This is a genomic window from Salinilacustrithrix flava, assembly GCF_041228405.1.
Lineage (GTDB): Bacteria > Actinomycetota > Acidimicrobiia > Acidimicrobiales > Salinilacustritrichaceae > Salinilacustrithrix > Salinilacustrithrix flava.
In genome coordinates, this window is sequence record NZ_CP133888.1 from 1,184,464 (window position 1) to 1,205,441 (window position 20,978).

General features: G+C 70.5%; 16 protein-coding genes. 4 read left to right on the forward strand and 12 right to left on the reverse strand.

Going from position 1 to position 20,978, the window contains the following annotated elements; genetic code table 11:
* Positions 1 to 8 precede the first annotated feature (8 nt).
* Positions 9 to 1,433 (reverse strand): adenylosuccinate lyase, encoded by a 1,425-nt coding sequence (gene purB / locus RGQ06_RS05925; protein ID WP_432427486.1) that lies wholly within the window; start codon positions 1,431 to 1,433, stop codon positions 9 to 11.
* 76 nt (positions 1,434 to 1,509) lie between these two features.
* Here purB and RGQ06_RS05930 point away from each other — a divergent pair, with 76 nt between their 5' ends.
* Positions 1,510 to 2,697: a 5-(carboxyamino)imidazole ribonucleotide synthase gene (locus RGQ06_RS05930; protein ID WP_432427485.1), complete on the forward strand. Its 1,188-nt coding sequence runs from the start codon at positions 1,510 to 1,512 to the stop codon at positions 2,695 to 2,697.
* Complete coding sequence (gene purE / locus RGQ06_RS05935; RefSeq protein ID WP_432427484.1) at positions 2,694 to 3,215, forward strand: 5-(carboxyamino)imidazole ribonucleotide mutase; 522 nt, start codon at positions 2,694 to 2,696, stop codon at positions 3,213 to 3,215. Before RGQ06_RS05930 ends, purE begins: the two co-directional genes overlap by 4 nt.
* 72 nt (positions 3,216 to 3,287) lie before the next feature.
* Here the strand turns inward: purE and purD are convergent, their stop codons facing one another.
* From purD to RGQ06_RS05965, 6 genes are all read right to left on the reverse strand, one after another.
* Positions 3,288 to 4,520, reverse strand: coding sequence for a phosphoribosylamine--glycine ligase (gene purD, locus RGQ06_RS05940; protein ID WP_432427483.1), 1,233 nt, complete (start codon positions 4,518 to 4,520; stop codon positions 3,288 to 3,290).
* A gap of 115 nt (positions 4,521 to 4,635) precedes the next feature.
* Positions 4,636 to 5,517 carry an LPXTG cell wall anchor domain-containing protein gene (locus RGQ06_RS05945; protein WP_432430706.1) on the reverse strand — a complete coding sequence of 294 codons (882 nt, stop codon included), beginning with the start codon at positions 5,515 to 5,517 and terminating at the stop codon, positions 4,636 to 4,638.
* 138 nt (positions 5,518 to 5,655) lie between these two features.
* Entirely contained in the window at positions 5,656 to 6,936 is a 1,281-nt protein-coding gene (locus RGQ06_RS05950; RefSeq protein WP_432427481.1) for an adenylosuccinate synthase, read from the reverse strand.
* Positions 6,937 to 7,117: 181 nt separating this feature from the next.
* Positions 7,118 to 8,581 (reverse strand): DUF5979 domain-containing protein, encoded by a 1,464-nt coding sequence (locus RGQ06_RS05955; RefSeq protein ID WP_432427480.1) that lies wholly within the window; start codon positions 8,579 to 8,581, stop codon positions 7,118 to 7,120.
* 330 nt (positions 8,582 to 8,911) lie between these two features.
* Entirely contained in the window at positions 8,912 to 10,777 is a 1,866-nt protein-coding gene (locus RGQ06_RS05960) for a prealbumin-like fold domain-containing protein (RefSeq protein WP_432427722.1), read from the reverse strand.
* Between the two features lie 349 nt (positions 10,778 to 11,126).
* Positions 11,127 to 12,650, reverse strand: coding sequence for an amidase (locus RGQ06_RS05965; RefSeq protein WP_432427479.1), 1,524 nt, complete (start codon positions 12,648 to 12,650; stop codon positions 11,127 to 11,129).
* An 87-nt stretch (positions 12,651 to 12,737) separates the two neighbouring features.
* On the opposite strand from RGQ06_RS05965, the gene RGQ06_RS05970 reads away from it, so the two are divergent.
* Together RGQ06_RS05970 and RGQ06_RS05975 are read left to right on the forward strand one after the other, a co-directional pair.
* On the forward strand, positions 12,738 to 13,256 hold the full coding sequence (locus RGQ06_RS05970) for an RNA polymerase sigma factor (RefSeq protein ID WP_432427721.1): 519 nt from the start codon (positions 12,738 to 12,740) through the stop codon (positions 13,254 to 13,256).
* Positions 13,253 to 14,290, forward strand: a complete 1,038-nt coding sequence (locus RGQ06_RS05975) for a VOC family protein (protein WP_432427478.1) — start codon at positions 13,253 to 13,255, stop codon at positions 14,288 to 14,290. Before RGQ06_RS05970 ends, RGQ06_RS05975 begins: the two co-directional genes overlap by 4 nt.
* Before the next feature lie 97 nt (positions 14,291 to 14,387).
* On the opposite strand, the gene RGQ06_RS05980 is transcribed toward RGQ06_RS05975, so the two are convergent.
* The 5 genes from RGQ06_RS05980 to dnaK are packed head-to-tail and all read right to left on the reverse strand — an operon-like array spanning position 14,388 to position 20,959.
* The gene (locus tag RGQ06_RS05980) at positions 14,388 to 16,880 is read right to left on the reverse strand and encodes an ATP-dependent Clp protease ATP-binding subunit (RefSeq protein ID WP_432427720.1); all 2,493 of its coding nucleotides are present in this window, start codon (positions 16,878 to 16,880) and stop codon (positions 14,388 to 14,390) included.
* A 60-nt stretch (positions 16,881 to 16,940) separates the two neighbouring features.
* On the reverse strand, positions 16,941 to 17,351 hold the full coding sequence (locus RGQ06_RS05985) for a heat shock protein transcriptional repressor HspR (RefSeq protein WP_432427477.1): 411 nt from the start codon (positions 17,349 to 17,351) through the stop codon (positions 16,941 to 16,943).
* Between the two features lie 14 nt (positions 17,352 to 17,365).
* Positions 17,366 to 18,499, reverse strand: coding sequence for a molecular chaperone DnaJ (gene dnaJ / locus RGQ06_RS05990; RefSeq protein WP_432427476.1), 1,134 nt, complete (start codon positions 18,497 to 18,499; stop codon positions 17,366 to 17,368).
* Positions 18,500 to 18,536: 37 nt separating this feature from the next.
* On the reverse strand, positions 18,537 to 19,115 hold the full coding sequence (locus RGQ06_RS05995; RefSeq protein WP_432427475.1) for a nucleotide exchange factor GrpE: 579 nt from the start codon (positions 19,113 to 19,115) through the stop codon (positions 18,537 to 18,539).
* Positions 19,116 to 19,120: 5 nt separating this feature from the next.
* Positions 19,121 to 20,959, reverse strand: a complete 1,839-nt coding sequence (gene dnaK / locus RGQ06_RS06000) for a molecular chaperone DnaK (RefSeq protein WP_432427474.1) — start codon at positions 20,957 to 20,959, stop codon at positions 19,121 to 19,123.
* Positions 20,960 to 20,978 lie beyond the last annotated feature (19 nt).

Consider the following 20,978-nt stretch of genomic DNA (forward strand, 5'->3'; position numbering starts at 1 on the left):
ACCCGCCGCTACAGGATGTCGCCCGGGGCGTACGACGCCGCCTCGGGGTACCGGTCCACGATCGCTCCGACCTGCGCGGCGAAGGCAGCCACCTGGGCCTGGGCCCGACCGGCGACCGCCATCGGGTCGGCCAGCGCCGCGGCGAGGCCGTCGCGGTCGATGGGGAGGCGGGGGTCGGCGCCGAGCCGGTCGAGCAGGTCGTTGTCGGGCTGGCCCTCCTCGCGCATGGCGAGGGCCACGGCGACGGCGTGCTCCTTGATCGCCTCGTGGGCCTCCTCCCGGCCGGCGCCGGCGCGCACCGCGGCCATCAGCACCTTGGTGGTGGCGAGGAAGGGCAGGTAGCGGTCGAGCTCGGCCTCGATCACGGCCGGGTAGGCCCCGAAGCCCCGCAGCACGGTGAGGAAGGTCTCGAACAGGCCATCGGCGGCGAGGAAGGCGTCGGGCAGGGCCACGCGCCGCACGACCGAGCAGCTCACGTCGCCCTCGTTCCACTGGTCGCCGGCGAGGCTCGTGACCATGGCCTGGTGGCCGGCGAGGATGTGCTTCAGGCCGTTCACCCGCTCGCAGGACCGGCTGTTCATCTTGTGCGGCATGGCCGAGGAGCCGACCTGGCCGGGCAGGAACCCCTCGGTGGCCAGCTCGTGGCCGGCCATCAGGCGGATGGTGGTGGCCAGGCTCGACGGGCCGGACGCCAGCTGCACCAGCGCGCCCACGACCTCCATGTCGAGGCTGCGCGGGTACACCTGCCCGACGTTGGTGAAGGTGCGGGCGAACCCGAGGTGGCGGGCGACGGCGGACTCGACCGCGTCGACGGCCTCGTCGGAGCCGAGCAGGTCGAGCTGGTCGGTCTGGGTCCCGACCGGTCCCTTGATGCCCCGCAGCGGGTAGCGCTCGAGCAGCGACTCCAGCCGCTCGAACGCGACCAGCAGCTCCTCGCCGGCGACGGCGAAGCGCTTGCCGAGCGTGGTGACCTGGGCGGCGACGTTGTGGCTGCGGGCCGCCATGGGTGTGTCGGCGTGCTCGACGGCGAGCCGGGCGAGCTCGGCGAGCGTGGCGACGACGCGATCCCGGATCAGCACCATGGCGTCGCGCACCTGGAGCTGCTCCACGTTCTCGGTCAGATCCCGCGACGTCATGCCCGCGTGGATGAGCTGGTGGCCGGCGAGGTCGGAGAACTCCTCGATCCGTGCCTTCACGTCGTGCTTCGTCACGCGCTCGCGGGCCTCGATCGAGTCGAGGTCCACGTCGCCGATCACCTTGCGGTAGTCCTCGATGGCGCCGTCGGGCACGTCGAGGCCGACCTCGGCCTGGGCCTCCAGCACGGCGAGCCACAGCTTGCGCTCGAGCACCACCTTGGTCTCCGGTGACCACAGCGAGGCCATGTCGGCGCTGGCGTAGCGGCTGGCGAGGACGTTGGGCAGGGTTCCGCTCACCGACCCAGTCTCGCAGACCGCTCCGGCCGTCCTCGTGGCCGACGGTGCGCGCGACACCGCTGGTTAGGGTGGCGACGTGGAGCAGCCAGCCGACCGTGACTTCCCCGTGGTCGGGATCATCGGCGGCGGTCAGCTGGCGAGGATGTGCCAGCCGCCGGCGGTGGCGATGTCCATCACGCTCTCGGTGCTCGCCGCGTCGGAAGGGGACTCGGCGGCCCTCGTCATCCCCGATGCCCTCGTCGGCGCGCACGACGACCTCGATGCCGTCCGTCGCCTGGCCAAGCGGTGCGACGTCGTCACCTTCGACCACGAGCACGTCCCGCCCGACGTCCTCGCCGCCCTGGCCGACGACGGGATCCCGCTGCACCCGACCCCCGCGGCGCTCCGCTTCGCCCAGGACAAGGTCGCGATGCGCCGGCGGCTCAGCGACCTCGGGTTCCCGTGCCCGCGCTGGACGGTGGCCCGCACCGCGGACGAGGTCGCTGCGTTCGGTGCCGACGTCGGCTGGCCGATCATCGCCAAGACGCCCCGGGGCGGCTACGACGGCAAGGGCGTGCGCCGCGTGGACGAGGCCGACGAGCTCGGCGATTGGCTCGCCGTCGTCGGCGAGGCCGGTCCGCTGGTCGACGGCGTGCTGCTCGAGGAGTCCGTCCCCTTCGACCGCGAGGTGGCGGCGCTCGTCGCTCGCAACCCGAGCGGATCCACGGCGGCGTGGCCGCTCGTCGAGACCGTCCAGGAGGACGGCATCTGCACCGAGGTGCTTGCGCCGGCGCCCGGGCTCGAGCCGGCCGCGGCCCGCGCCGCCAGCGACCTGGCCGTGCGCATCGCCGACGCGCTCGGCGTCACCGGTGTGCTCGCCGTCGAGCTGTTCGAGGTCGCCGACGCGATTGGGCAGCCGACGTTCCTCGTGAACGAGCTGGCCATGCGCCCCCACAACAGCGGCCACTGGACCATCGACGGGGCCGTGACCAGCCAGTTCGAGCAGCACCTCCGCGCCGTCCTCGACCTGCCGCTCGGGGACACCGCTCCTCGGTCGCGCTGGACCGTGATGGCGAACGTGCTCGGGGGATCCCGGGAGGACCTGTACCCGGAGGTCGGCCGGATCCTCGGTCAGGACCCATCGCTGCGAGTCCACCTGTACGGCAAGCAGGTCCGCCCCGGTCGCAAGATCGGCCACGTCACCGTCTGCGGCGAGGACCTCCGCGACCTCCGGCTCCGGGCGCGCCGAGCCGCCGACCAGCTTCGAGGAGCACCAGGACGATGACCGACACCCCGAGCTCGCCCGTCGTCGGCATCGTCATGGGCAGCGACAGCGACTGGCCCGTCATGGAGCAGGCGGCGCTGGCGCTCGAGGAGCTCGGCATCGGCTACGAGGCCGACGTGGTCTCGGCCCACCGGATGCCCGACGACATGATCCAGTACGGCCGGTCGGCAGCAGATCGCGGGCTGCGTGTGGTCATCGCCGGCGCCGGCGGCGCCGCCCACCTCCCGGGCATGCTCGCCTCGGTCACCGTCCTGCCCGTCATCGGCGTGCCCGTCCCGCTGAAGCACCTGGACGGCATGGACTCGCTGCTGTCCATCGTGCAGATGCCCGCCGGGATCCCGGTCGCCACCGTCTCGATCGCCGGGGCCCGCAACGCCGGGCTGCTCGCGGCCAGGATCCTCGCCTCCGGCACCGACCCGGCCGCGGAGGAGCTGCGCGGCCGGCTCGCCGCGTTCGCCGACGACCTGCGAGACCTGGCCGTCGAGAAGGGCCGCCGCCTGCGCGAGCGGGACGCCTGACCGCACCGCACCACACCCACCTGCGGGGAACTGGCAGCGACCACGGAACGCGCCGCCGGACGCGCTCGCTGCTCAGGTCGGGTTGGCGGCGATGTCGCTGCGGTGGTGCATGCCTGGCCAGCTGATGCGGGCGACGCCCTGGTAGGCGAGGGCGCGGGCCCCTTCGATGTCCGGCGCCGTCCCGCACACGTACAGGACCCGGCCACCGGCGGTGACCAGCGTCCCCGGCTCGTCGCCGGCGGCGACCCCGGCGAAGAGCACCTCGACGCCATCGAGGTCGTCGAGGCGGTCGAGGCCCTCGATCACGTCGCCGGTGCGGGTGCTGGTGGGGTAGCCCTCGGCCGCGCAGGCGACCGCGACGCAGGCGTCGTCGGTGTAGGTCGGTTCGCTGCGCAGCTCGCCGGCCGCGGCCTCAGCCAGCAGCTGGGCCAGGTCGCTGGTGAGGCGGGGCAGGATCACCTGGGTCTCCGGGTCGCCGAAGCGGACGTTGTACTCGACCAGCTTCGGGCCCTCTGCGGTGAGCATGAGTCCGGCGTAGAGCACACCGCGGTAGTCGATGCCGCGCCGCCGCAGCTCGGCCAGGGTGGGGGTGACGAAGTCGTCGAGCACGGCCTGCACGACTGCGGCGTCCGCCGCCGGCACCGGGCTGTAGCAGCCCATGCCGCCGGTGTTGGGGCCGGCGTCGCCATCGCCGACCCGCTTGTAGTCCTGCGAGGGGGCGAGCGCGACGGCGCGCTGGCCGTCGCAGACGGCGAGCACGGTCAGCTCGGGGCCGATCATGCGCTCCTCGATGACGACGCGGCGTCCGGCGTCGCCGAAGCTCTCGCCGGCGAGCTTCTCGCGGATGTCGGCCTCGGCCTCGGCCCGGTCGGTGGTGACGAGCACGCCCTTGCCGGCGGCGAGGCCGTCGGTCTTGATGACGTAGCCACCCTCCGGCCCGTCGGGGAGCGTGTCGAGGAAGGCGATCGCCTCGTCGGGGTCGTCGAAGGCGGCGTAGCGGGCGGTCGGGACGCCGGCGGCGGCCACGACCTCCTTCATGAAGGCCTTGGACCCCTCGAGCTCGGCGCCGTCGGCGCCGGGACCGAACACGAGCTTGCCGGCATCGCGGAGCCGGTCGGCGAGGCCGTCGACGAGGGGCTGCTCGGGGCCGATGACGTACAGGTCGGCGTCGATGTCCTCGGGCGGGGTGTCGACCGAACCGGGGATGCCGGGGTTGCCCGGCGTGACGACGACGTCGGCCGTCCGAGCCAGCACGACCGCCAGCGCGTGCTCTCGACCACCGGAACCCACGACGCAGACCTTCACGGGCGGCGACGTTAGACGCCCCTCGGAGCGACCCCCGAAGGCCGCGCGCGGAAGGAGCCGGCGGAGTGGGTGGACCTCCGTCGGCTCCTCGAGCCAGCTGCGCTCCGTCCGGCGGTCAGCCGGTCGACTGGCGCCGCATCTCCTGGCCGCCCCGGGCGACGAGGGCGCTGCCGAGCAGCACCATCACCACGCCGGCGACACCGAGCACCAGCGTCCCGGAACCGGTGCGGGGCAGCGACCGGACAACGGTGTCACCGAGCACGGTCGGGGCCGCCTCGGCCTCGGGCTCGGGCACCGGGGTGGGTTCGGGTTCGGGCACCGGGGTGGGGACGACCACCTCACCTTCGACCTCCGTCGTCGGGGTCTCCGGCGGTTCGGTGGCCGGCGGCTCGGTGACCGGCGGCTCCGTCACCGGCGGCTCCGTGACCGGCGGCTCCGTGACCGGCGGCTCGGTGACCGGCGGCTCCGTGACCGGCGGCTCCGTGACCGGCGGCTCCGTGACCGGCGGCTCCGTGACCGGCGGTTCGGTGACCGGCGGCTCCGTCGTGGGCACGGTGCCGGTGCAGAAGCTGACGTGGCTGAACTCCCCGTCAGGCACGTAGATCGAACCGGTCAGCGTGCCGGCTGGGAACACGGCGCTCCGGCTCAGGCCCTGCTTGTCAGCTGCCTGCTTGACGAAGGCGCCGTACACGAGGTCCTCCGAGGAGAACGTCACCACGTAGGCCTCAGGAGCGCCATCGGGAGCAGCAACGAAGCGGTACGTGACCACGAAGTCGCCGTTCACGGCGACGCCCTCGTACGGGGCGGTCCGCTGCACGTCGTCCTTGGCCATCAGCACGTCGGTGAGCCCGAGGTCGCCGATCACGGCCTCGCACGTGAGGTTCCCGGAGGACTCCTCACCAGCACCAGCTGGGGCCACCACCACGGTGGAGGCTCCGAGCAGCACCAGCACCAACCCTGTCCACACCTTCCTCTTGATGTTGCGATGCGTTGTCATCGCTCCTCGATTCCACGCTTCCTGTTGTCACTGAAAGTGGAACAGGAACCACGCAGAGCGAGTAGAGGAGCCGGTCACCAGGAGTGACCGAAAAGTCCTGACAGGTAGGGGAATACCTACGCAGCGTGCACCAAGGGGTCAGCTGGCGAGCTGGACGTACTGGTCCCGGGACGGACCGACGCCGAGGAGGCTGATCGGGACGCCGCACTGCTCGGCGAGGAACTCGACGTAGGCGCGAGCGTTGGCCGGCAGGTGGTGGGGCTCGGTGGAGGCCGACACGTCGGTCTTCCAGCCGGGCAGCTCCTCGTAGATCGGGGTGCACTTGTGGATCACCGACTGGTTGTCGGGCATCCGCTCGATGCGCTCGCCGTCGAGCTCGTAGGCGACGCAGACCTTGATCGTGTCGAAGCTGTCCAGCACGTCGAGCTTGGTGATCGCCAGCTCCGACAGGGAGTTGAGCCGCACGGCGTGGCGCATCATCACCGCGTCGAACCAACCCGGCCGCCGGCGGCGCTTGGTGTTCACGCCGTACTCGTGGCCGATGTCGACGATGCGGTCGCCGAGGTCGTCGAACAGCTCCGTCGGGAACGGGCCCGACCCGACGCGGGTGAGGTACGCCTTGCCGACGCCCACGACCCGGTCGACGTGGCGGGGGCCGATGCCGGATCCGACCGTGGCGCCACCGGCGACCGGGTTCGACGAGGTCACGTAGGGGTACGTGCCGTGGTCGAGGTCGAGGAACGTGGCCTGGGCACCCTCGAACAGGACGTGCTCGCCGGCCTCGAGGGACTCGTGCACCAGGTTCACCGTGTCGGTGACGTAGGGGGCGATGGCATCGCGGTAGGTGCCGAGGTAGGCCTCGACGATCTCGTCCTCGTCCACCGGCAGCTGGTTGTAGACCTTGGCCAGCACGGCGTTGGTCTCGCGCAGGACGATGCGGAGCTTCTCGACGAAGATCTTCTCGTCGTAGAGGTCCTGCACCCGGATGCCGACGCGGGCGGCCTTGTCGGCGTAGGCCGGGCCGATGCCGCGCTTGGTGGTCCCCAGCTTGTTGCGGCCCAGCCAGCGCTCGGTCATGCGGTCGAGCAGCTGGTGGTACGGGAAGATGAGGTGGGCGTTCCCGGACAGGCGCAGCTTGTCGCAGTTGACGCCCCGGGACTCGAGCATGGCGATCTCGGCCAGCATCACCTTGGGGTCGACGACGACGCCGTTGCCGATGACCGGGGTGATGTGGGGGTAGAGGATGCCGCTCGGGATGAGCTGCAGGGCGAAGGACTCGCCGTCGACCACGATGGTGTGGCCGGCGTTGTGGCCGCCCTGGTAGCGCACCACCATCGACATCTCCTTGGAGAACAGGTCGACGAATCGCCCCTTGCCCTCGTCACCCCACTGGGTGCCCACGACGATGGTGGCCGGCATGGCGCGGCCCTCTCTTTCCTTGGTGGTCTGCACGGCTCGTGCGGCCCGAAAACGACGGACCGGCCCCCCTTCGGAGAGCCGTTGACCCATGGTACGCGGCCGCCGCGGCAGGCCACGAATGTGAGACGCGCCTGGGCCCGACCGTCCGGGGACGGTCGGGCCCAGGTTCGACTGATCGGTGTCAGCGTTGGCTCTCCATGCGCCGGTTGCCGCGCGCCAGGAGGACCGCACCAGCGGCGAGGAGGGCCGAGCCCAGGATCGCCAGGTTGCGGGTGCCGTCACCCGTGTAGGGCAGCTGCCGGAGGACCACGTCGCCCTGCACCTCGGCGGTGGGCGGGGTGGTGGCCGGCACCGGCGGGGTGGTCTCGGGAACCGGCTCGGTGGTCGGCGGCGGGATCACCTCGTCCTCGGGGAGCACCTCGGGAACCGGCGGGTAGGTGTTGGTGAACGTGCACGTCACGTCGTCACCCTCGTCGAGCGACACCGTGGCGGTGTACCCGTCAACTGCGACCTCCATCGCCTCGGCGCCCTCGAGGCAGACGACGCCGGCCAGGGTCGACCGGTCACCGTCCTCCTGGACCTCAGTGATGGTGTAGGTGCCCTCGTCCAGGTCGTCGAACGTGGCTTGGAGGGCGGTCTCGTCGAGCACGAACTCCTCTTCGACGTCTGGGCCCTGCGCCTCGAAGCCGAAGTCCCACGTCGTGGGGAGGTCCTCTCCCGTCAGCACCTTGACCACCGTCAACGACGAGGGCTCGACCTCATCGGTGGGCGGAGGTGGCGGCGGCGGAGGAGGTGGTGGCGGCGGCGGCGGCGGCGGCGGCGGGATCTCACCGAAGGTGTTGGTCACCACCACTGCTGTCGTGCCACTGCCGATGGTCACCTGGGTCGCGGTTCCCGGAACCGGCGTGCCGCCGTTCACCGAGATCGACGTGGTCGCACCGTGCCTGTCACCGGTCTCGCTCACCCAGCACTCCGAGCCGACGGGCAGGTCCGTGAACACCCGGGGCTCCTGCGCACCGGTCAGGGTGAACGTCGCCGGGTCGACGGCGACGATGTCGTCGTCGAGCGTGCACTCCACGCTGAAGCCGAACGCCAGCCCGGCAGTCACCTCAGGATCGCCACCGATCACCACCTTGTCGACGCTCAGAGCGCCGGTATCGGGGGGCGGGGGCGGCGGGGCCTTGTCGTAGCCGCAGAGGCTGACATGGCTGAAGTCGCCGTCACCGTTGAGGTTCGTGAACTGGTGGGTGCCCGACGTGACCCCGTTGTAGCTCTGGACGTACAGCGGGTCGGTCGCCTGCTTCACCACCAGCGCGTAGACCGGATCGCTCGCTCCGGTGAACGTGAACAGGGTGCCGTCACCCGACGGGGCCCAGCCCATCAGTGCGGTGAAGCCGCCGAGCGATGAGGTCGGTGCGATCGGGGCCGTGGAGTCCTGCCCCTCTCGCTTCTCCCACTTCGCTCCGTAGACGTCTGCGTCGTCCGGCAGGTCCAGCGCAACCCGGCACTGCGCGGCGAACGCTCCGTTCTGTCCTTCTTGCTGACTCGCCCCGGCACCTGTCGGAACGAGCATCGCCAACGCCCCGAGGAGCATGACCAGCACGCCCATCACGGAGCCGAACTTCTGTCGCCTTGTCGCCCTCATCGCGGAACCAACCTTCGCTTCCTGCGATCGGCTCGGTCACCGACCGCTCATGGCCGCATCGACGAGGTCGGAAGATCTCTGGCCGCTCGGTGCGCCCTACCTCCCAGGGGACTCCACCTCGCCGCGCGCGAACAGTGACCAAGGTCCGCGCGCTCTGGAGTATCTGTCCGGTTTGGCGCGCCTTCGCGCCACGCACCGCGTTCGCAGCACGCAGCGGATGCTCATGCGCTCATCGCGTATCGCCTGGACCCGGACGCGCCGGAGCCCAGCCACCCGGGTGGATGGCTGGGCTCCGATCAGTGCAAGCCGCTCAGCGGCCGGCCGTCAGCCTCAGCGGCTGGCGAGCTGGCGCTTGCTGCCCAGCACCATCGCCGCACCGAGCGCCAGCATGAAGGCACCCAGGCCGGCGAGGTTGCGGGTCTCGTCACCGGTGCGGGGCAGGGTCCGGGTGATCACGTCACCCTGCACCTCGGTGTCGGCCTGAGCCGGCGCCGGGAACACGTTGGTGAACGTGCAGGTCACGTCCTCGCCTTCGCTGACGTCGACGGTCACCGTGCGACCGTTGGAGACGGCGTCGGGGTCGTCGCACACGATGCTCCCGAGCGTCGTGACCGAGTTGTCGTGCTCGACGATCGTGTACTGACCGGCCTCCACCGAGTTGAAGGTCTCGTCAGCGTCAGCGTTGGTCAGGATGACCTGGCCGAGGCCGTCGCTGACGTCGAAGCCGAAGGCCCATCCTTCCGGCGGGACCGGACCCTGGACCGCCTTGACGATCGTGATGGAGCCCGGCTCCTCCTCCTCGGGGAGGACCTGCTCCTCGGGGTAGAAGTTCGTGAAGGTGCACGTGACGTCGTCGTCATCCACGAGGGTGACCTCCACGGCGTCGCCGTCCTCTTCCCAGAGCTCAGTGCCCTCGCAGTCGATGTCCACGAGCTCGGAGTCGCTCGAGGCCAACTCCCGAACCCGGACGGTCCCCGGAGTGATGTCGAGGAACGCCTCGGTCTCGTTGCCTTCGGAGAGCTGGAACAGGGTGAGCTCGTTGCCGGGGACGCCTCGGAACGAGGCGCTCCAGTCGTCGGGGACATCGCCGGTCACGGCCTTCACGATCCGGAGATCGGCCTCAGGCGTGGGGACGGGTGGGGGGATCGTGGTCGGAGTGTCCTCTTCGGGGGTGTTGGTGACGATGCAGTCCACATCGACGTTGCTCACGGTGACCACGAAGTCGCCCGCCTCGTTGGTCGAGGTCACGGCATCACCACAGGTGATCTGCGGATCGTCCCAACCCGTCTCGGGCAAGGTCTCGGTGATCACGTACTCACCCGAAGCGTCGTCGATCTCGATGAACTCATCGTCGCCGAGCGTGTCGGAATCGCCGTTCGTGCCCGCCACATCGATGAAGAACGTCTCGGCCAGTGCCGTCGAGTCCTCCGACGCGATGTTCTTCGTCACCGTCAGCGACGGCGGCGTCGTCGGGGTCTCGGGGGTGTTGGTGACGATGCAGTCCACATCGACGTTGCTCACGGTGACCACGAAGTCGCCCGCCTCGTTGGTCGAGGTCACGGCATCGCCGCACGTAATCTGCGGATCCTCCCAATCCGTCTCGGGCAAGGTCTCGGTGATCACGTACTCACCCGAAGCGTCGTCGATCTCGATGAACTCATCATCACCGAGCGTGTCGGAATCGCCGTTCGTGCCCTCGACATCGATGAAGAACGTCTGCGCCAGCGCCGTCGAATCCTCCGACGCGATGTTCTTCGTCACCGTCAGCGACGGCGACTTACCGCACACGCGGATGTTGCTGACAGCGGTCGTCGGATAACCCACAGATCCCGTCTCACCCACGACGAGTGCCGGGCTGAACTCCTCGTAGGCGGTGAAGCCGTTGGAGTTCTCGTTGCCGGCGTTCCCGGTCTTGACGATGACTGCGTACACGGCGCGGGAACCTTCGAGGACCGTGATCTCCATCTCGTTGTCCGCGTCGCCTGCAGCGTTCAGCAGCAACTCGAAGCTCACAGCAAAGCCGCTACCGGAGATCGTCCCTGAGGTCGCTCCCGCCTCGTTCTTGGCGGAGGCGGTGTACGCCGGATCGAGGGACTCGCAGAGGAGATTCCCGCCTTCTTCGAGCCGGGGGTCGTCTGGCTCGACCAGGACGGCGCCGGCACCCGGCGCCAGCACCATGAGGGCGCCGATGAGCATGGTCACCAGACCTGCTCCCGCACCCAGCTTGAACCGCTGTCGTGAATTCATCTCGCCTGCCTTCGTTTCGCACCCGGGTCGGCACGTTGCCGCCCGCATTTGCCCTGGGATCGCTCGATCCTCGAAGCGCCCCGTGGGCGCCACCGGTGTCATCGAACTGCGCAGCGTGCTGGCGTACCAGGGGCAGACCCGCACAAATCGGCAGTTCCGGGCCCTTCTGCCGCTCGCGTGTCACGAGAGCTGGAAAAACCTCACGCAGCGTGTGTACAAGCAGACGTTTCGCGCCTCGATTGCCGCGCTCTGCGTTCGTCCGGACAGGTTGCTGGCACGGCGCGTGCCAGCAACGGCGTCAGGTCGACGTCCCTACGCCCGGCGCCACGAGGGGCCAGGGCCGCTCCCGCTCGGCGGCGAGGGCAACGTCGAACAGCAGCGCATCCTCGTGGTGGCGGCCCAGCACCTGGATCCCGACGGGCAGGTCATCGACGGTGCCGGCGGGGATCGAGACGGCCGGGTTGCCGTAGATGTTCGAGATGATCGTCAGCGCACCCATGTTGATGAGGTCGGGGAATGCCTTGCCCACCCGGTCGAGCAGCTGATCGGGCAGGCCGGGGGCGAAGGCGCTGGCCACCCGCACCCCGCCGAGGACGCCTCGAAAGGCCCACTTCGCCGCTGCGTTCGTCTGGGCCCACTCGAGGAACGAGTCGCTCGGACTGCTCGTGGTCGACTCGGCAGGGAACGCGGGACCGGGGTTGGTGGTGGCGATGAAGAAGTCGACCTCACCGAAGGCCCGGGCCATCTCCTCGTTGGCCGCCACCCGCATGCGCTCGGCGGCGGCCGCGGTGTGCAAGTTGTACATGGAGGTGGCGAGCCGCAGGCCGATGGCCACCTCCTCGGTGAGCTCCGGCGCGCACGCCGGCCAGCGATCGCCGAGGTCGGCCAGCAAGGTGGCCAGGTTGCCCATCATCCACTGGGCGGCCAGGTTCGGTGGACGGACGTCGAGATCGACGCGCACCATGCCGGTCGCCGCGATGAGGGCGTCGGCCTCGGCGCGGATGCGCTCCTCGACGCCGGGTTCCAGCGTGACCCCGCCCAGCGCCGGGATGACGGCCACCCGCTTGCCGGCGAGGTCGTGGCTGCCGAGGCCGTCCTCGAACGAGGGGTGCTTGGGCAGGCTCGTCGGGTCGGCCGGATGGTGGCCGGTGACGACGTCGTAGTAGCGGGCGGCGTCTCGGACGGAGCGGGCCAGGTTGCCGAGCACCACGGTGTGGGGTCGCATGTAGGCGCCGGGGCTGCGAGGCGTGCGGCCGAAGGTGCCCTTGAAGCCGAGGAGCCCGGTGTAGCCCGCGGGGATGCGGATCGACCCGCCGCCGTCGCCGCCGCTGGCCAGGCTGACGAGCCCGCCGGCGACCGCGGCCGCCGACCCGCTCGAGGAGCCGCCGACCGTGCGGCCGTGGCGCCACGGGTTGTGGGTGACCCCGTTCATCTTGGTGACGCTCACGTTGAGGCCACCGAACTCGCTGGCCGTCGTCAGCCCGACCGGCACCGCGCCGCCCTGCTCCAGGAGCCGCTCGATGACCGTCCCGGTCTGGGTCGCGATGCGGTCCCGGAAGACGAGCGAGCTCTCGGTGTAGGGCCAGCCCGCCACCGGGTCCAGCTCCTTGATGCCGGTCGGCACGCCGCCAAAGGGTTGGGAGACATCGGCTGCCGCGGCGGCGGCCCGGGCCCGGTCTGGGTCCACGTGGGAGAAGGCGTTGAGGTCGCTGGCCTCGATGGCGGCGAGCGTCGCCTCCAGCTCCTCCTTCGGTGCGCGCTCACCTGCCCGGAAGGCGTCGACGAGCGAGCAGGCATCCCCGGTCCAGGGCGAATCCGCCATGCCCCCATTGTTCGCCTTCCCCGACGCGCGTTCCTCGGAGAAGATCGGGGTGTAGGACTTCGGCGCGGCCGGACGATGGAGGGGATGGTGAGCGAGCTGCCTGCGACCCCGGACCAGCGCCACGCCCTCGTCGACCTCTACGACCGGGCGTTGCCCGAGGTGTACGGATACCTCGCGGCGCGCTGCGGGTCGGCGTCGGTGGCCGAGGACCTCACGTCGGAGACGTTCCTGGCCGCGGTCGATGCCGTGCGGCGTGGGGCGGTGCCGCACCTGAGCGTGGCCTGGCTTATCGGCGTCGCCCGCCACAAGCTGGTCGACCACTGGCGGCGCAGCGAGCGGGACCAGCGCCTCACCACCGAGCTCGACCGACCACCGACCTCGGACGACGAGTGGGACGTGCACCTCGACGTGCTCGCCGCGCACGAGACGCTGGCGGCGCTCGGCGGCCACCATCGCAGCGCGCTGGCGCTCCGCTACCTCGACGGCCTGCCCGTGCGCGAGGTGGCGGCGTGCCTCGGCCGGACCGAGGGCGCCACCGAGGTGCTGCTGGTCCGCGCCAGGGCCGCGTTCCGGGCCAGCTACGAGAACGGGAGGCCGGCTCGATGACCGACCCCTTCGACGCCCTCGCGTCACCGACCGGGCCCCAGCAGCCCCGCCCGAGCTTCACCCGCGCCCTGCGCGCCCGGCTGCTCGACGCCCTCGACCTCGACCCGGCCGACACCGCACCACCGATCGCCCTTCCACGGAGGAAGCCCATGCCCACCACCGCGACCGCGACCGCGGTCATCCCCTACCTCACGGCGAGCGACGCCGTCGGTGCCCTCACCTGGTACACGCAGGCGTTCGGCGCCGAGGAGCAGTTCCGGGTCGTCGGACCCGACGGGCTGCTGGGCCACGCCGAGTTCCGCATCGGCGACGCCGTCTTCTACCTCTCCGACGAGCACCCGGCGATGGACGTGGTGTCCCCGACGACGCTCGGCGGCACGCCCTACGCCATGCACCTCACGGTGACCGACGTGGACGCGATGTTCGCCCGGGCCGTCGCTGCGGGCGCCACCCCGCAGCGCGAGCCCGAGGACCAGCCCCACGGCGCGCGCCACGGCACCCTCCTCGATCCCTACGGCCACCGCTGGATGCTGTCCCAGCCGATCGAGGACGTCTCCCTCGACGAGTACGCCGCCCGGTCCGAGGGCAGCCCGTACCGGGTCGACGTCGCCGCCGGAGCGAGCCGCGACGGCCAGCCCTACGTGGACGGCATCTGGGGATCGATGACGTACACGGACCCGGAGGTCGGGATCCGCTTCGTCACCCAGGTGCTCGGCTTCGAGGAGCTCGTGCTGGTGCGTGACGAGGAGGGCGGGATCGTGCACAGCGAGTACCGCTGGCCCGAGGGCGGCATCGTCGGCATCTCCGCTGCCGACGAGGGCAACCCGTTCCTCCCCCCGCCCGGGCGCAACGGCCTCTACGTCGTCACCGCCGACCCGCACGCCGTGTGGGAGCGCTGCCGAGCAGCCGGCGTCGACGTCATCCGCGAGCCGGAGGAACCGCACTACGACCCCGGCGGCATGGGCTTCTCCGTGCGCGACCCCGAGGGCAACGCCTGGAGCTTCGGGACCTACGCCGGCGGCGCCACCGACTGAAACTGGCAGCGGCCACGGAACGCACGGGCTTCGTGTTCCGTGGCCGCTGCCAGTTTTCCTACGGCGGTTCCGCAGTCGCTGCCGGTCCCGGAGGTGTTCAGACGGGTTGGGTGGTCTCGAGGCTGAGCTCGTCGCCGGAGACGTCGAGGGTGGCGACGTCGCCGTCGACGAGGCGGCCCTCGAGGATGGCGCCGGCGATGCGGTCGGCGACCTCCCGCTGGATGACCCGCTTGAGCGGGCGGGCCCCGTAGGCCGGGTCGTAGCCGAGCGCCGCCAGCTTCTCCTTGGCCGCGTCGGTCACCTCGAGGGTGATGCGGCGGTCGGCGAGGCGCTGGTGCAGGTGACCGAGCTGGATCTCGACGATCGGAGCCAGGTCGGCCTCGGTGAGCTCACGGAACCGGACGATGTCGTCGATGCGGTTGATGAACTCGGGGCGCAGGTGGTCCCGGGGGTCGCCCGGCATGTTCGACGTCATGATCAGCACGGTGTTGGCGAAGTCGACCGTGCGGCCCTGGCTGTCGGTGAGGCGCCCGTCGTCGAGCACCTGCAGCAGGATGTTGAAGACGTCGGGGTGGGCCTTCTCGAGCTCGTCCAGCAGGACGACGGAGTAGGGCCGGCGCCGGACGAGCTCGGTGAGCTGGCCGCCCTCCTCGTGGCCGACGTAGCCGGGGGGCGCACCGACCAGGCGGGACACGGAGTGCTTCTCCATGTACTCGCTCATGTCGATGCGGACCATGGCCCGCTCGTCGTCGAAGAGGAAGTCGGCGAGCGTGCGGGCGAGCTCGGTCTTGCCGACACCGGTCGGGCCGAGGAACAGGAACGAACCGATCGGGCGGTGCGGGTCGGAGAGGCCGGCCCGGCTGCGGCGGATGGCCTTGGCCACGGCCTCGACGGCTTCGTCCTGACCGATGACCCGCTCGTGGAGGACCTCCTCCATGCGGACGAGCTTGGCCATCTCGCCCTCCATGAGGCGCGACACGGGCACGCCGGTCCAGCGGGAGACGATCTCGGCGACGTCCTCCTCGTCGACCTCCTCCTTGAGCATGCGCGACTCGGACTGCAGCTCGGTGAGGCGCTTGGTGGCGTCGTCGACCTGGCGCTCCAGCTCGGGGATGCGGCCGTAGCGGATCTCGGCGGCCTTCTCGAGGTCCTGCTCGCGCTCGAGGCGCTCGCGCAGGGTCTCCATCTCCTCCTTGAGGGCGCGGATCTCGCCGATGGCGTGCTTCTCGCGGTCCCAGTGGGCGAGCATGCCGTCGCGCTCCTCGCGCAGGTTGGCGAGCTCCTGGTCGAGGTCCTCGAGGCGGGCCACGGAGGGCGCGTCGGTCTCCTTGGCCAGGGCGACCCGCTCGATCTCGAGCTGGCGGATGCGTCGCTCGACCACGTCGATCTCGGTGGGCAGCGAGTCGATCTCGATGCGCAGCTTGGAGGCGGCCTCGTCGATGAGGTCGATGGCCTTGTCGGGCAGGAAGCGCCCGGTGAGGTAGCGGTCCGACAGGGCGGCAGCGGCGACGAGGGCAGCGTCCTGGATGCGCACGCCGTGGTGCACCTCGTAGCGCTCCTTCAGACCGCGAAGGATGGCGACGGAGTCCTCGACCGAGGGCTCGCCGACGAACACCTGCTGGAAGCGGCGCTCGAGGGCCGGGTCCTTCTCCACGTACTTGCGGAACTCGTCCAGCGTGGTGGCGCCGATCATGCGCAGCTCGCCGCGGGCCAGCATCGGCTTGAGCATGTCGCCCGCACCGGTGGAGCCCTCGGACGCGCCGGCCCCGACGACGGTGTGCATCTCGTCGATGAAGGTGATGACCTGACCTTCGGAGTCGGTGATCTCCTTGAGGACGGCCTTGAGCCGCTCCTCGAACTCGCCGCGGTACTTGGCGCCCGCGACCATGGACGACACGTCGAGGCTGACGACCTTCTTGTCCTTCAGGGTCTCGGGCACGTCGCCCTCGACCACGCGACGAGCGAGGCCCTCGACGATGGCGGTCTTGCCGACGCCGGGCTCGCCGATGAGCACCGGGTTGTTCTTGGTGCGACGCGACAGCACCTGGATGACCCGGCGGATCTCCTCATCTCGACCGATGACCGGGTCGAGCTTGCCGGCGCGGGCCGCGGCGGTGAGGTCGCGCCCGTACTTCTCCAGCGCCTGGTACTGGTCCTCGGGGTTCTGGCTGGTGACCCGGTGCGAGCCGCGCACCTCGCGCATGCCCGACAGCAGGTCGTCCTTGGTGACGCCGAGCTTCTCGGTGAGGCCGAGCAGCAGGTGCTCGACGGAGAGGTACTCGTCACCGAGCTCGGTCTTGGCCGCCTCGGCGGTGGTCATCACCGTCGACAGCTCCCGTGACAGGCGGGGCTCGGAGCCCCCGTAGGCCTTGGGCAGCTTGGCGATGGCCTCGTCGGCGGCGTTGCGCACCGAGCGGTGGTCGACACCGACCTTCTCCAGGATCGGAAGGGCGATCCCGCCGTCGGTCTGGCGCAGGAGCGCAGCCAGGAGGTGGTCGGCGGTGACCTCGGGGTTGTTGAGCGACTTGGCCTGCTCGACCGCAGCGGAGAACGCCTCCTGGGTCTTCAGGGTCCACTTGTTCGGGTCCAGCGGCATGGCTCCAGGCTACTCTCACTCAGGAAACCTGACAACGCCCCACTCAAGTTTCGATCAGCGCTCCGGCAGGTTGATCCGGCCGAACACGGCGACCTCCTGGCGGAGCGGCACGAGGTCTCGTCGGTAGTGGCGGTGGGTGGACTCGACGGCCTCGCCGACGGCCCGGCGGGCGTCGGCAAGCTCGGCGCGCAGGTCCTCCAGCTCGGCCTCGAGGGCGAGCACCTTCTTCACGCCGGCGAGGTTGAGGCCCTCGTCGGTGAGCTCGGAGATGCGACGGAGCTGTTCGATGTCGGCGTCGGAGTAGCGGCGGCTGCCGCCGCTGGTGCGGGCCGGGTCGACCAGGCCCTTGCGCTCGTAGATGCGCAGGGTCTGGGGGTGGACGCCGGCGAGCTCGGCCGCGACGGAGATGACGTAGACGGCCCGGGCGTGGAAGCGACCCTCGGGCCTCGATGGTTCGGTCGTCATGGTCGTCCTCCCCTTCAGACGCCCAGGTGCTTGCGGGGCGATTCGGTCTCGAGCGAGGCGAGCGCCTCGATCGCCTTGCGCTCGTCCCGGGAGAGCTTGGCGGGCACCGCCACCTCGATGGTCACGAGCAGCGAGCCGGTCTTGCCGTTGCGGGACACCCCCTTGCCACCCACGCGGAACACCTTGCCCGACTTCGTGCCGGCGGGCACGCGGATCTTCACCGGCTCGTCCAGGGTCGGCACCTCGATGTCGGCGCCGAGGGCGGCCTCGGCGAAGGTGACCGGCACGGTGAGGGTGAGGTCGTCGCCGGAGCGCCCGAACAGGCGGTGGGGCCCGACGTGCACGATGACGTGCAGGTCGCCGGGCGGCCCGCCGTTGCGACCGGGGCCACCGCGGCCCTTGAGCCGGATGCGCTGGCCGTCCTGGACGCCGGCGGGCACCCGCACCTTGACCTCGCGGGGTCGGTGCTCGATGCCGCTGCCCCGGCAGTTGGTGCACGGGGTCTCCACGATGGTGCCCCGGCCCTGGCAGGTGGGGCAGGGCTGGGAGAAGGAGAAGAACCCCTGGTTGTCGTCGAGCACACCGCGCCCGCCGCAGTTGGTGCAGACGAGCGGGGTGGTGCCGGGTTCGGCGCCGTTGCCGGAGCAGCGCGAGCACGCCGCCTCGGAGGTGAGGTGCACGGCCGTGGTGACGCCCGAGACCGCATCCTCGAAGGTGAGGTGCAGCTCGGACTGCAGGTCGGCGCCGCGCTGGGGGCCGGTGCCGCGCCGGGTGCGACCGCCGCCGCCTCCCCCGCCGCGTCCGCGGTTGAAGAGGCCACCGAACAGGTCGCCGAGGTCGCTGGCGTCTTCGAAGCGGAACCCGCCGGGCTGACCGCCTCCGCCGCGTCCGCCGCCCATGCCCCCGAGGGGCCCCATGCGGCGGACCTCGTCGTACTCCTTGCGCTTGGCGTCGTCGCCGAGCACGTCGTAGGCCGCGGAGATCTCCTTGAAGCGGTCCTCGGCGGCGGTGTCGCCGGGGTGCTGGTCGGGATGGCTCTCTCGCGCCAGCTTCCGGTACGCCTTGGTGATCTCGGCCTTGGTGGCGGAGTCGGACACCCCGAGCACCTTGTAGTAGTCCTTCTCGAACCATTCACGCTGGGGTGCCACGACTCACCTCCTCAGATGCGGACTCATTCGAACACGTTCAGCCGGCGACCTTGACCATGGCGGCGCGGATGACACGCCCGTTCCACAGGTAGCCGGTGCGGAGGACCTCGACGACGGTGGGTTCGCCGTCGCCTTCCTCGTGCATGACGGCCTCGGCCAAGTTGGGGTCGAAGGGCTCGCCGGCAGGGGCGACCCGCTCGAGGCCCTCCTTCTCGAGGAACCCGAACAGCGACTTGGACACCGCTTCGACACCGGCCTCGCCGTCGCCGGCGTGGGCCTGCGCCGCCTCGATGGCGTCGAGCACGGGGAGCATGCGCTCCACGAAGCTGCCCTGGCTGCGGGCCACCTCGTCGGTGATCCGCTTCTGGACCTGCTTGCGGTAGTTGTCGAAGTCGGCCGCCGTGCGCCGGTACGCGTCGAGGAACTCGTCGCGCTCGGCCACCAGGGCGTCGAGCTGCTCGGGGGTGAAGTCGAGCGGGTCGTCAGCCAGGTGGTGGTCGGCATCAGCGTGGGCGTCGACCGACTCGGCCACCGCCTCCGCGTCCGAGGCGAGTGCCTCGGACACGTGGGCGGGGTCGTCGACGTCGTCGGTTGGGGTGAGGTCGTCGTCGGCCACGTCGATCACTCGTCGACGATCTCGGCGTCGACGACCTCGTCGTCATCAGCCGACGTGGCACCGGTGCCACCGGCCGCGCCGCCGGGGGCGCCGCCCTCGGACTGGGCCGCCGACTCGTAGAGCTTCTGGGTGAACTCCTGCGACGCCGTCATGAGGGCCTCGGTGGCCTCCTTGATGGCGGACACGTCGTCGCCGGCGAGCGCGGTCTTCAGGGAGGCGAGGGCGTCCTCGACCTTCTGCTTCTCGTCGCCCGACAGCTTCTCGCCCTGCTCCTTGAGCAGCTTCTCGGTCTGGTACACGAGGGTGTCGCCCTGGTTGCGGGCATCTGCCTCCTCGCGGCGCTTGGCGTCCTCCTCGGCGTGGGCCTCGGCGTCCTTCACCATGCGATCGATGTCGTCCTTGGCCAGCGAGCTCTGCCCGGTGATGGTCATCGACTGGGTCTTGTCGGTGGCCCGGTCCTTGGCCGACACGTGGACGATGCCGTTGGCGTCGATGTCGAAGGTGACCTCGATCTGGGGCACGCCACGGGGGGCGGGGGGCAGGTCGACGAGCTGGAACTTGCCGAGCGTCTTGTTGAACGACGCCATCTCGCGCTCGCCCTGCAGGACGTGGATCTCCACCGACGGCTGCATGTCCTCGGCGGTGGTGAACACCTCGGTGCGCTTGGTGGGGATGGTGGTGTTGCGCTCGATGAGGCGGGTCATCACGCCGCCCTTGGTCTCGATGCCGAGCGACAGCGGGGTGACGTCGAGCAGGAGCACGTCCTTGACGTCGCCCTTGAGCACGCCGGCCTGGACGGCAGCGCCGATGGCCACGACCTCGTCGGGGTTGACCGACTTGTTCGGGTCCTTGCCGGTGAACTCCTTGACCAGGTCGGTCACGGCCGGCATGCGGGTGGAGCCGCCCACGAGGATGACGTGGTCGATGTCGCCCTTGGACAGGCCGGCATCGCTGATGGCCTGCTCGAAGGGGCTGCGGCAGCGGTCGAGCAGGTCCTGGGTGAGCTCCTGGAACTTGGCCCGGGTGAGCTGCTCGTCGAGGTGGAGCGGACCGTCCTGCGTGGCGGTGATGAAGGGCAGGTTGATCTGGGTCTGCTGGACCTGGGAGAGTTCGATCTTGGCCTTCTCCGCCGCCTCCTTGAGGCGCTGCACGGCCATGTTGTCCTTGCTCAGGTCGACGCCGTGGGCAGACTTGAACTGCTCGACCAGCCAGTCCATGACCCGCTGGTCCCAGTCGTCGCCACCGAGGTTGGTGTCGCCGTGGGTGGACTTGACCTCGAACACGCCGTCGCCGATCTCGAGGACCGACACGTCGAAGGTGCCGCCACCGAGGTCGAAGACGAGCACGGTCTGGTCGGCGTCGCCCTCCTTGTCGAGCCCGTAGGCCAGGGCGGCCGCGGTGGGCTCGTTGATGATGCGCAGCACCTCGAGGCCGGCGATCTGGCCGGCTTCCTTGGTGGCGGTGCGCTGGGCGTCATCGAAGTAGGCCGGCACCGTGATGACGGCCTGGGTGACGGTGTCGCCCAGGTAGGCCTCGGCGTCGCGCTTGAGCTTCATGAGCGTGCGAGCCGAGATCTCCTGGGACGTGTAGTCCTTGTCGTCGATCTTGATGCTCCAGTTCGTGCCGATGTGGCGCTTGACGGAGCGGATCGTGCGATCGGGGTTGGTGATCGCCTGGCGCTTGGCCACCTCGCCCACCAGGACCTCGCCGCCCTTGGAGAAGGCGACGACGGACGGGGTGGTGCGGGCGCCCTCGCTGTTGGGGATGACGACGGGGTCGCCGGCCTCGAGGACCGAGACGACGGAGTTGGTGGTGCCGAGATCGATGCCGACGGCCTTGGGCATGGGGTTCCTCCAAGTGGAA